At 39.0% G+C, this 12,520-nt stretch carries 10 protein-coding genes; 6 read left to right on the top strand and 4 right to left on the bottom strand.

Annotated features, from left to right (window positions below; all coding sequences use genetic code 11):
• Positions 1 to 215: 215 nt before the first annotated feature.
• From murC to T479_RS16950, 3 genes are all read left to right on the top strand, one after another.
• Positions 216 to 1,529 (top strand): UDP-N-acetylmuramate--L-alanine ligase, encoded by a 1,314-nt coding sequence (gene murC, locus T479_RS16960; protein WP_024363755.1) that lies wholly within the window; start codon positions 216 to 218, stop codon positions 1,527 to 1,529.
• Positions 1,530 to 1,642: 113 nt separating this feature from the next.
• Positions 1,643 to 2,149 carry a DUF948 domain-containing protein gene (locus T479_RS16955; RefSeq protein WP_025220330.1) on the top strand — a complete coding sequence of 169 codons (507 nt, stop codon included), beginning with the start codon at positions 1,643 to 1,645 and terminating at the stop codon, positions 2,147 to 2,149.
• Between the two features lie 131 nt (positions 2,150 to 2,280).
• The gene (locus T479_RS16950) at positions 2,281 to 2,790 is read left to right on the top strand and encodes a YtxH domain-containing protein (RefSeq protein WP_024363757.1); all 510 of its coding nucleotides are present in this window, start codon (positions 2,281 to 2,283) and stop codon (positions 2,788 to 2,790) included.
• A 219-nt stretch (positions 2,791 to 3,009) separates the two neighbouring features.
• Here the strand turns inward: T479_RS16950 and T479_RS16945 are convergent, their stop codons facing one another.
• Complete coding sequence (locus T479_RS16945; RefSeq protein ID WP_025220329.1) at positions 3,010 to 5,166, bottom strand: cell division FtsA domain-containing protein; 2,157 nt, start codon at positions 5,164 to 5,166, stop codon at positions 3,010 to 3,012.
• A gap of 172 nt (positions 5,167 to 5,338) precedes the next feature.
• Here T479_RS16945 and T479_RS16940 point away from each other — a divergent pair, with 172 nt between their 5' ends.
• Positions 5,339 to 6,424: a bifunctional 3-deoxy-7-phosphoheptulonate synthase/chorismate mutase gene (locus T479_RS16940; protein WP_024363759.1), complete on the top strand. Its 1,086-nt coding sequence runs from the start codon at positions 5,339 to 5,341 to the stop codon at positions 6,422 to 6,424.
• Positions 6,425 to 6,600: 176 nt separating this feature from the next.
• A complete protein-coding gene (ccpA, locus tag T479_RS16935; RefSeq protein ID WP_024363760.1) occupies positions 6,601 to 7,605 on the top strand; it encodes a catabolite control protein A in 1,005 nt (334 codons plus the stop codon).
• A gap of 90 nt (positions 7,606 to 7,695) precedes the next feature.
• On the opposite strand, the gene T479_RS16930 is transcribed toward ccpA, so the two are convergent.
• From T479_RS16930 to T479_RS16920, 3 genes are read right to left on the bottom strand one after another with little or no spacing between them, the layout of a single operon-like run.
• Positions 7,696 to 8,856: an acetoin utilization protein AcuC gene (locus T479_RS16930; RefSeq protein WP_025220328.1), complete on the bottom strand. Its 1,161-nt coding sequence runs from the start codon at positions 8,854 to 8,856 to the stop codon at positions 7,696 to 7,698.
• Entirely contained in the window at positions 8,856 to 9,503 is a 648-nt protein-coding gene (locus T479_RS16925) for an acetoin utilization AcuB family protein (protein ID WP_024363762.1), read from the bottom strand. Before T479_RS16925 ends, T479_RS16930 begins: the two co-directional genes overlap by 1 nt.
• Positions 9,504 to 9,527: 24 nt before the next feature.
• Entirely contained in the window at positions 9,528 to 10,160 is a 633-nt protein-coding gene (locus T479_RS16920; RefSeq protein ID WP_025220327.1) for a GNAT family N-acetyltransferase, read from the bottom strand.
• Between the two features lie 527 nt (positions 10,161 to 10,687).
• Between T479_RS16920 and acsA the strand changes: the two genes are divergently transcribed.
• Positions 10,688 to 12,409: an acetate--CoA ligase gene (acsA, locus tag T479_RS16915; protein WP_025220326.1), complete on the top strand. Its 1,722-nt coding sequence runs from the start codon at positions 10,688 to 10,690 to the stop codon at positions 12,407 to 12,409.
• Positions 12,410 to 12,520: the final 111 nt, after the last annotated feature.

The raw sequence follows: 12,520 nt of genomic DNA, 5'->3' as shown, positions 1-12,520 counted from the left end.
GGTGTTTTCGTCAAGATTATCTGACTTTCGTCAAAATTAGTTTTTTTAGAAAAGTTGCACATTTATCCTTGTGCATAAATAGTGCTATAATAGACAAGATGTTTTAACATAGTACGTATTTTTCTGTACGTGTAAAGGTATTAATACCTAGTACAAAATACGATACACCTAATAGATGATAGATGGGATATTGTATTTCCCGGGGGGTTTAATTAATGACAGTTTTTCATTTCACAGGCATTAAAGGTTCTGGCATGAGTTCGCTTGCACAAATCTTATTTGATGCTGGTGAACAAGTACAGGGCTCAGATATTGATAAGTATTTCTTTACGGAACAACCGTTACGTGAACGAAATATTCCAATTTTTACTTTTAATGCGGATAATATTAAAGAAGGTATGACAATAATCGCAGGGAATGCTTTTCCTGATGACCATCCTGAATTAGTGCGAGCACGTGAAATCGGTGTAGAAATTATTCGTTATCACAAATTTCTTGGTGAGTATATTGGCAATTACACATCCATTGCCATTACAGGTGCGCATGGCAAAACCTCTACAACAGGCTTAATGGCGCATGTTGTTGGCGGATATAAACCAACATCGTATTTAATTGGTGATGGTACTGGTGCAGGACATGAAAATGCAAACTTCTTTGTGATGGAAGCATGTGAGTATCGTCGACACTTTTTAGCCTATAATCCTGATTATGCAGTAATGACGAATATTGACTTTGACCATCCGGATTACTTCGCGAACATTGAAGATGTATATGCAGCCTTTCAATCACTTGCCTTACAAGTGAAAAAAGCAATTATTGCTTGTGGTGATGATGAGCATTTGCAACGTATTCAAGCGAAAGTGCCTGTTGTTTATTATGGGTTCGGAGCTGAAAATGACTTCGAAGCACGTAATGTTGAAAAAACAACAGAAGGCACAACATTTGATGTATTTGTTCGCAATGAATTTTATAGCACTTTCTTTATTCCACTATTTGGCGACCATGCAGTGTTGAATACATTAGCTGTTATTACACTTTGCCAATACGAGGGTATTTCATCAGAAATTATTCAAGAACGTTTAAACACATATAAAGGTGTAAAAAGACGTTTTACGGAATCGAAAATCGGGGATCATGTGTTAATTGATGATTACGCACATCACCCAACAGAAATACGTGCAACGATTCAATCGGCTAGACAAAAATATCCAGAACGTGAATTGGTAGCTATATTCCAGCCACACACATTCACACGTACGCAAGCATTTTTACAGGACTTTGCTGATAGCCTTAGTTTGGCAGATGCAGCATACCTTTGCGATATTTTTGGTTCAGCAAGGGAAACGCAAGGTGCACTGTCGATTCAAGATTTAGCCTCTCTTATTGAAGGAAGTGCTGTAATTACTACAGAAGGTATTGATGTTTTAACAAAGCATAAAGGCGCAGTGTTTTTATTTATGGGCGCAGGCGATGTTCATAAGTTCCAAGATGCCTTTGAAGATGTACTAAAAAACAACGAAACAGCTTAATCCGTAAGGAATAAGCTGTTTTTCTAAAATTTGAGAAGGATTTAAGTTTTATTTGTCGAAGATAAGGTAAGTAATAGTATAGAGAGAATTCTTACTAGCAGGAGGTCTATTTTATGGAAGTCATTTTGTATATCGCAGCAATTATTGCAGCAATCGGTTTTTTATTTTTGTGTGTCAGCGTCGGTATGACGTTATTTTCGCTCAAATCCATTCTTAGCAGTTTATCAGGCACATTATCAGGCATTGAGAAACAAATGGAAGGCATTACACGTGAAACGACTTCTTTGTTAATTAAAACAAATAGCTTAGCCGAAGATATTCAACAAAAATCGGAGCAGTTAAATTCTGTTGTTCATGCAGTGAAAGGTATGGGTGAGTCTGTAAATGGTTTAAATGCATCCGTACAGCAAATTACATCATCTATTTCTAAAAGCGTTGAACAGAACGAAGAAAAAATTGCGCAAGTTGTACAGTGGAGTAATGTTGCAATGGGCATTGCAGATAAATGGAAGAAGCGTAAAATTATTGAGCAGGCACCAGAAATAATGCCTGAGGACGTATATAATTTTGAACAGGTTCAATCGGACAAGCCGAAAAGAAAATGGGGTCGCAAAAAATAATTATTATTGAGCAGGTGCTTTATTGACACCTGCTGAATATAAATAAAGCCTTAGGCGATTTTCATGTGTTGCTCGCAAGTAGTAATACAGACGTCTAGGCGCATTAGATTATAAAATGGGAGGAATTGTCCATGACTACACAAAAGCCAAACTTTAACGAAGTGAAAGAACAACAACTTGAAAGTACATTACCACAGCTTTATAATTCGCAGGAATCGATCTATGAAGAGGAGCGTGTAAACATGAAAGATTTCGTCATTGGCGCTTTAGTTGGAGGTATAGTGGGGGCAGCAGCAGGGTTATTATTAGCTCCAAAATCAGGGAAAGATTTACGTAGTGATGTGGCAGTGCAAGCCGTTAATTTAAAAGATAAAAGTGCAGACTTCTCGTCAACAGCGAAGGATAAAACAGTGCAACTATCAAAACAAATTCAAGAGCAATCTTCACAATTGGTAGAGAAAGTTAAAACGCTTAAGTCTGCAAAAGCACCAACTGTTTTTGATGATGGAACGGTTTCTTTTGAAGGGGAAGAGCCACTTGATGAATTTATCGATGGTGGTGAAGTAAAACAAGAGGACGTAGTAGAAGCAACTGAACAAACTGTTGAAAAGCAAGAGAAAGCACAAGAGGTTCGAGCGTAAACTAAAGGGGAATTTAGGATTTCCTATAGAACACTACACTAGTACTAGTTGATGAAAACGGTGGTGATGACTCCTGTGAACATGTGGAATGTACCGTAAAGCACGCATATAAGATGGCACAAACCGCGCAGGAAGCCCTCGCCGTAGCCTGACATCAACAACAAAAGTGTTAGATTGATTACAGTCAATCTAACACTTTTTCTTTTTGCACCTACTTTTTTACAATGATAAAGGTGCTTCTTCGAGTACAATTTCTAATTGATCGCCACCGAAAATTTCTGTATCAAAGGTTGCGGGCTGTCCGTTACGTAAAATCGTAAAGTTGCCTTTAAATGTTGTAGGGAGCTGCCAATTCGAGAAACGGAACACATCCTGATAAATCCAAGGACTTCGATCTTTCTCTTGAATGCTAACCGTCGCTCCATTAGGAACCGTAGAGAGCGGTGAAACAACAGCTTGATTAACAAGCACTTCATTCGTCGTTTTTTTCAACTCTAACAGTTCCTGTTGAAAATGGACAATGATTTTGTCCTCCAACAACACATTCATATGATCAGCGATTCGTTGTACAGTTGGTAACGATGGTTGGGAAAAAGTAATAATATCGTTATGTTGAACAGCATAAGACAGCTTTCCTGGTTTTCCGTTAATTAGTAAATTCGCAGAAAACGCTGGTAAATATAATGGCTTGCCATCGACGTAAATAACATATGATTCAAATTGTTTCAGTAAATTGGTATTGTTCGTCGATGTAAAAACGTCTTCTACTGTTTCCGCTATTTCATATGCGATAATATCACGATCGTTTACGAGAGCATCCATTGAAACGGATGAACCGTTAACCGTAATTTTAGGTTCAATGACATATTTTGTTTCTTGAATTGTAATCGTTTTAATGACTGCTTGATCCACTATATCTCTTATTGTAGCAGTAGCTGGAAGACCATCTTGTCCTTCTATTAGCTGAATGGCATCCCCCGTTTTAATAATTGTTTTTGTAGAGGATTGTTGTCCATTCACTAAAATTTGTGCTGGTTGACCGTGGCCACCAGGTATAAAAATATCTTGTCCGTTCACACTAATGGATAAACCATGACCTGGCTTGCCATATAATTGTTTAGCACGAATATTGGCAGCTAAAAAGGCATCGCCAACAGTCATTTCTTTTAATTCAAACAGGCGTACAATTTGTTCATTTACCGTTAAACTCATATATTGAATCGGCATTTTCTTTGCAGCAATAGCTATGCCGATAGGTGTTACTAATTCAGGGGATGCTTTAATGTGCGCTTCCTTTGTTAAATTTTGAATGGCATCGACACCGCGAACGGCAATACGATTTGCTGGTAAATCAAGTACTAGACCGATTTCAGTTGTAAGGTTAGGTGTTAAACTACCTCCACCAACGAGCATTACGGCTTTAGGAGCAGTTCGATTATTAAGACGTAATATTTCTTCTCCAATCGCCTTGGCGAGTTGTTTAACAGCTGGTTCAATTGCAGAAAGCACTTCTTCTTTAGGATAGTTTTGATCGAATCCTAAAATATCTTGAATTAAAATCTCCGCTGAACAATGCAGTTGGCGCTTTGCCTCCTCGGCAACAGGAAAATCAAGCAAATAATGGTCACTAAGTGCTTCGGTTATTTCATCTCCTGCTGTCGGCACCATACCATAGGCAACAACTGTACTTTTATCGGTAATGGCGATATCTGAAGTACCAGCACCAATATCGACAAGTGCAACATTTAAACGGCGCATCGTAGGTGGAATGAGCACATTAATGGCAGCAATGGGCTCTAATGTTAGTGCATCCATCTCTAAATTTGCCCGTTTTAATGCGGCAATTAGTGATTCCACTACAACACGAGGAAGGAAAGTGGCAATCACTTCGATTTGTGCCTCGTCACCTTGCTGATCAAGAAGGCTACCAATTTCTTCACCATCTAGACGATAATAAAGGACTGAATAACCAACGCAATAATAGTGACTTGTTTTCGTATCCTCTTTATGTTGTAGGAGCTGTTGCTGGGCTTGTTGAACGGCCTGTAATTCTAAGCGACTAATATCTTCTTCAGTAAAGATAGGACGGTTACGAATATTAATGGTCACACTTGCCTGCTCGGTTTTTAATGAACGACCTGCAGCAGCAACGCTTACTTTTGATAAAGGTCCGTGCTTTTCTTCGAGCTCTTGTTTTATCTCATTAATTAACTCTGCCACGTACATGACATTATGTATTTGACCATCTACCATGGCCCGTTCTTTATGCTCTTTTACTAAAATATCTTGTACATGAAAATGATCATTATCTTCTTCTAAAATAATGCCAACAACAGAACGTGTACCGATATCAAGCGCAAATAATTTTGAACTCAATGTAATCGCTTCCTTCCTCGAAATATCTCAAAATAATTTAGCGAGTTGAAGCGCTAAATTAAAAATGCGTGACATTCTGAACAACTTTGATTATAATGATGCTAATATCTAAAAATGTAACATACATTTCAGAGTTCTGAAAGTGTCTGTCATAGGGAGAGGAGCAAGAAGTATGAGCCAAAAGGATTTAGAAAGCTTACGTAGTCAGATTGATGGATTAAACTTAGAAATTCTTCGTCTAATTAACGAACGTGCAGCTGTAGTAGATGAAATCGGTAAAATTAAAGAAAAACAAGGTGTTAACCGCTATGATCCATTGCGCGAACGACATATGCTTGATCTTATTAAAGAGCACAATCACGGTCCATTAAACCAAATGACGGTAGATTATATTTTTAAACAAATCTTTAAAACAGCTTTAAAACAACTTGAAGCGGATAAAAAGAAAGAATTACTTGTATCACGCAAGAAAAAATCAGAAGATACTGTCATTAATGTTAATGGTGAACTAATCGGCCAAGGAAAACCATCTTTTGTATTTGGGCCATGTGCTGTTGAATCATATGAGCAAGTAGCAGCCGTTGCGGCATCTATTAAAGCTAAAGGTGAAAAGTTAATCCGTGGTGGAGCATACAAACCTCGTACTTCTCCATATGACTTCCAAGGTCTTGGATTAGAAGGGCTTAAAATTTTAAAGCGAGTATCTGAAGAATATGGTTTAGGTGTTATTACAGAAATTGTGACACCAGGTCATTTAGAAGAAGCACTTGATTACATTGATGTAATCCAAATTGGTGCACGTAATATGCAAAACTTCGAATTATTAAAAGCAGCGGGTGCTACAAATAAACCAGTACTATTAAAACGTGGTTTAGCAGCAACGATTGACGAGTTCATTCATGCAGCAGAATACATTATGTCTAAAGGAAATGAGAACATCATCCTTTGTGAACGTGGTATTCGTACGTACGAAAAAGCAACACGTAACACATTAGATATTTCAGCAGTACCAATTTTAAAACAAGAAACACATTTACCAGTATTCGTCGATGTAACACATTCAACTGGTCGACGTGACTTATTATTACCATGTGCGAAAGCAGCAATTGCCATTGGAGCAGATGGTGTAATGGCAGAGGTGCATCCAGATCCATCTGTAGCACTTTCTGATTCACAACAACAAATGGATATTCCAACATTCGATGCATTCTACGAAACGCTACAAAAATTCATGAAGAATCATGAAATTCATGCATAATGATTTCACACCGCTTGCGCATTAAGCAGGCGGTGTTTATTATATCGTGACAATTTAATGTCTAGAACAGTACTATTTGTACTTGGTATTTCTGTTCATGTACGTACTTCTTCTTGAAAATGATGCGAAAATTATCGTATGATAAGGCTATAAAAGGAAAAAGGGAGGCACGTACGATGACTGTTACAATTTATGATGTTGCACGAGAAGCAAATGTTTCGATGGCAACCGTTTCTCGTGTAGTTAATGGTAACCAAAATGTAAAACCAGCAACACGAAAAAAAGTATTAGAAGTAATTGAACGATTAGAATATCGTCCGAACGCAGTAGCGCGAGGGTTAGCGAGTAAGAAAACAACAACAGTTGGCGTGATTATCCCAGATATTGCAAATAACGTTTATGCGGAGCTGGCACGTGGTGTGGAGGATATTGCGACAATGTATCGCTACAACATTATTCTTGCCAACTCAGACCAACATGAAGATAAAGAGCTACAGCTGCTAGATACAATGCTAGGCAAACAGGTGGACGGTATTGTTATGATGAGTGATGAAGTAACAGAGAAAATGCAACAATCGATGGATCATTCGCCAGTTCCGATTGTTCTTGCAGGTTCTGTAGATGAATCACAAACAATTGCCACTGTGAATATTGATTATTTCCAGGCAGCGTATGAAGCGATTTCGTTATTGATTCAAAATGGACATAAACGAATTGGCTTTGTAACAGGCCCACTTACTTATACAATTAATGGAAAATTCAAGCTTGAAGCTTATAAAAAAGCATTGCAAGATGCAGGCTTAAGTATAGATGAATCACTAATTGCTGCAGAGGAATCTAGCTATGATATGGGCTTAGAGGCATGGGAAACGTTATCTGCTCTAGAAAATCCTCCAACTGCTTATTTTGCAGGAAGCGATGAACTCGCTATCGGATTGATTCATGGTGCGCAGGATGCTGGGAAAAATGTGCCAGAGGATATCGAAGTTATCAGTTTTGAAAATTCTAAGTTAGCTCGTATGGTGCGCCCTCAGCTTACAAGTGTAGCACTACCGCTATATGATATCGGAGCTGTTGCGATGCGTTTATTGACTAAACTTATGAATAAAGAGCCTGTTGAGGACGAAGCGGTTATTTTACCACACCGCATTGAACAGCGACAATCTGTTAAAAGCAAATAACAAAAAACACGTAAATCTAATAGTAAGATTTGCGTGTTTTTTTATTGAAGTGAATTGTTTGAGAATTGTTTGGGTGACTGGCACCGCGGCTTAACTGCGCTTTTCAGTGCGAATAATATGTAGCGCTTTTTCTAACATTTGCGCGTTTTTTTCTTCAATTTCTGCCTTTCGTGGAATGGGCTCATAAAGAGGATTTGGGTCCTCCCATGTAGGAATAAACGGCACGGGTGCCTCTGGTTGCCAGCGCTCTAACCATGCTTGTGGTAAGGGACCTGATGGTTTTTCTTGATCGGTCATTTCTAACCATAGCATCGACCATGCGCGTGGCACAACCCGCCATATATCGTAGCCTCCACCACCAACCGCAATCCATTTGCCATCACAATATTCGTGCGCTAGCTTGTGCGCTAACTTAGGAATCTCCTTATAAATATTCATTGTACCGTATAAATGCGTTAATGGGTCAAAATAATGTGCATCTGCACCGTTTTGCGTTAATACAACATCGGGTTTGAAAAATTCAAAGACTTCGCGCATTGCCTGTTCATATATGTCTAAGAAACTATCATCCTCGGTAAATGCATCGATTGGAAAGTTAAATGAAGTTCCATAGCCTTGCCCATTGCCTCGTTCAGTTATATTACCTGTTCCAGGGAATAAGTAGCGACCTGTTTCATGAATCGATAATGTACAAACATCGGGGTCATCATAGAAACTCCATTGTACGCCATCACCATGATGGGCATCCGTATCAACATATAGCACCCGCGCTTTGTATTTGTCCTGTAAATAACGTATAGCTACAGTACTATCATTATAAATACAAAAACCTGAAGCGCGCCCACGGAAACCATGATGTAGCCCACCGCCCAGATTTAGCGCATGTTCGGCTTTTCCTTCCATCACATAATCGACAGCAGTTAATGTGCCACCTACAAGTTGGGCACTTGCTTCATGCATATTTTTAAAGATAGGTGTATCCTCCGTGCCTATACCATAGCTTGCACATTGTGCCTCGCTGAGTTTACCATGCCCTGCATTTTTTACAATTTCAATGTATTTTGGATCATGTGCGAGCAAGAGTTCTTCTTCTGTTGCAATTCGTGCAGGAACGATATCGGCATCATCGAGCGCCCCTATATTTTTTAGTAAATCCATCGTTAGCGTCAAGCGTTTGTGATTGAAAGGATGTGTATCTGAAAATTTATATCCGAGTTGTTCTGGCGAATAAACAAAGACAGCCTTTTTCATTATAATGAAACACCTGGTAGATTAGGCCATAACACGTCGAAACCTTCTTTGCGAAGATTCTCAATGATAGCAAGTGGGTTTAGTGTTTTTACTCGGACGCTTAAAATTTTATTTTGTGTATTTTCAGAATCAGGATATACTAAGACGCTTTGGACATTTGCATGATGCAGATTAAAAATCTTTGTAATTTCAAATAACACGCCCGGTGTATCGCACACGCGTATTTCAATTTTAGAGCCGGGTTCAGTTGCACCGGTTAACTCAATATATGTGTAGAGCAAATCGGTTGTAGTGACGATACCGACAAGTTTTCCCCCAGAGACAATTGGTAAACAACCGATCTTCGTTTCATAAAAAGTGAGTGCAACTTCCTCTACAAAATCAAGAGGATGACCGACAAGTGGATTTTTTATCATAATATCTTCTACCTTGGCACTAAAGACAGGAGAATTCGGCTCATCCTTCAATGGCGAAGGCAGTGCTTCTTTAATATCTCGCTCTGTAATTACACCGAGAACGTGGTGTTCATTGTCTATAACAGGTAAATGACGCACCTTCTTCTCACGCATCAATTTCAGCGCTTCTAACACAGTATTTGTAGGAGCCAGTGTATAAGGCTCATCATTCATAATTTCTTCTACAATCATATACTCATCCCCTTTGTGTTGGTTTTAATACATGAAGCGATTTCTAAAACGGAGCCTATCGAATCTTTCCATCGTTTCAGGAGGCACTCGTTTGCCTTCCCGAGCCATTAGGCAGTTAGCTGGATGCGATGTAATTTCAGGATCATCTGTAGCAAAATATTCGAAACCAGCCGAGCTCATCATTCGTTCCATCATTTTGCGGTAATCCCATACATTTAACCCAGTCCCTTTTAAGTCCCAATGCCAATAATATTCAGTTGTAATAACAAGGTAATCCTCCATCTCATCCCCCATAAAGGACACCGAAAGCAAGGCTTTACCAGCCCCAGTCCCACGATAGTCAGGAATTACCTCAATGGCTCCTAACTCAATCATATTATCAATGCGGTCCTCTGCCCAACGTTCAAGCGGATCGGGATATAAATAGGTGACGTAGCCTACAATAATGTTGTCTTTTCGAATGATAATAATGCGACCTTCAGGAAGCCCTGCGATTTCTATAATGGCTTGCTGTTGTTGTTTAGGAGGTCTAAAGGCAACTAATCCCTCGTGGAATGTATACGTAGCTAATTTTTCTGGAGGAACAGGCCCTTCCACATAAACAGTACCATGCTTTGTCTCCTTTGTAACAGAAAAAAAAGTCTTTTTATGTTCCATAATTACACCACCTGAGTTTAATAATTCCATTATAGCTGATTTAAAGCCGAAAAACGCTTAAATTTGCGAAATATAACTACATTTTCGGAAAAATAAAAATATTGAGACATTCTTGAAAAATTCGTGTAAAATAGATGTATATTGCAACTGTTATTTAACAGATGAATGTTGTATTGTAAGCATTGTTCATATTTATAGCGCATAAACTGTTCTATAACAATTGCTACATAACGTATTTGTCTTTAGAGAAAGTGGCGAATTTTAATAGCATTCAGTAGCTGTTTTATATGGCGAAATTGTTTCAATTGCCATTATTAAATTTAATTTTCCATATGGGGATGGAGGTTCTCTTTTTATCCTTTATAAGAGGCTTCAAGGGAAATTATATTGCACGCAAGCAAAATGCAAACGATGTGACAGGCAGCTACGCGTACGTCAAGGCCTAATTGCTAGGGGTATCGTGAGTACGATTTGAAATTTGCTTACGAATGGACTAAAGCAAAAAAGGAAGGGGTAATTTCATGGGGATGAAAACAATGGAGAAATTGAAGGCAATACCAGGGCACTATCATTTGCCAAATTATGAGGAGGCAGCAGCGAATCATAATTGGGCAGAAACTGAAAAGGCATTTAGTTGGCATAAAACAGGATTAGTAAACATGGCTTATGAGGCTATTGATCGCCATACAGAAACGGCTAGAAAAAATAAAATTGCACTGTATTACACGGATGGAAAACGCAAAGAAGCCTATTCTTTTAATGAAATGAAAAGGCTGACAAACAAGGCTGCCAATGTTTTTAAATCAGCGACAAACTTAAAAAAAGGCGATCGCTTATTTATTTTTATGCCGCGTTCACCAGAGCTTTATTTTTCTTTATTAGGCGCATTAAAAATAGGGGTTATTGTAGGGCCTCTATTCGAAGCATTCATGGAAGGAGCGGTATATGACCGTCTTTCAGATAGCGATGCAAAAGTGTTAGTTACAACGCCTGAGTTACTGGGTCGAGTACCGTTAGATAAACTGCCTAACTTGCAACATGTATTTTTAATAGGGTCTGATATAGAAGAAACACCGCAAATTTTAGATTTTAATAAGCGTATGAAAGAGGCTGCTGCTACATTTGATATTGAGTGGATGGACCGTGAAGACGGTATGATTTTACATTATACTTCTGGCTCGACAGGTGCACCAAAAGGTGTGTTACACGTGCATAATGCAATGATTCAGCACTATCAATCTACACAATGGGTACTAGATTTAGGCGACAATGATATTTATTGGTGTACAGCTGATCCAGGTTGGGTAACGGGGACATCTTATGGCATTTTTGGTCCATGGTTAAATGGGGTGACAATGCTGATTGTTGGTGGTCGATTCTCACCACAAGCATGGTATCAAGCAATCGAGGATTACAGTGTTACAGTTTGGTATAGTGCGCCAACAGCTTTCCGTATGTTAATGGGGGCTGGTAGTGGAATGTTAGAAAATTATGATTTATCATCCTTACGCCATGTATTGTCTGTTGGAGAACCCCTTAACCCTGAAGTGATACGTTGGGGATGTGACGAATTAGGGCATCGTATTCACGATACGTGGTGGATGACAGAAACCGGCGCGCATATGATTTGTAACTATCCAAGTATGGATATTAAACCGGGTTCAATGGGCAAACCATTGCCTGGCGTTTATGCGACAATTGTAGATGATGCGGGAAATGAAGTACCACCATTTACTATGGGGAATTTAGCGGTACGTCGAGGTTGGCCTGCGATGATGCGTCAAATTTGGGGTAATCCTGAGCGATACGAATCATACTTCCTAAAAGGTGAATGGTATGTGTCGGGCGATTCAGCTTATATGGATGATGAGGGGTATTTTTGGTTCCAAGGTCGAGTAGATGATGTCATTATGACAGCTGGAGAACGTGTAGGACCATTCGAAGTAGAAAGCAAGCTACTAGAACATCCAGATGTCATTGAAGCAGGTGTAATTGGAAAACCAGACCCTGTTCGTGGAGAAATTATTAAGGCATTTGTATCTTTGCGTGAAGGTGTTGAACCATCAGATGCTTTAATTGAGAATATTCGCGAGTTTGTCAAAAGGGGATTATCAGCTCATGCGGCCCCGCGTGAAATTGAGTTTAAGGAAAAGCTACCGAAAACAAGAAGTGGTAAAATTATGCGACGTGTGTTGAAGGCATGGGAGTTAAATTTACCAACTGGTGATCTTTCGACGATGGAAGATTAAGAAGGGGCAATAGGCAATTTATTTTTATTCAATCAGAAAACATAAAGAGGGTAGGAATTCATTCGACTATGAAAGAGTTCCTACCTTCTTTTTTCTGAATTTATCGTAGCC

The organism is Lysinibacillus sphaericus (genome assembly GCF_000600105.1).
In the GTDB taxonomy this organism is placed as follows: domain Bacteria; phylum Bacillota; class Bacilli; order Bacillales_A; family Planococcaceae; genus Lysinibacillus; species Lysinibacillus sphaericus.
Note: the sequence above shows the minus strand (reverse complement) of the source record. Positions and strands in the feature narration are given on the sequence as shown.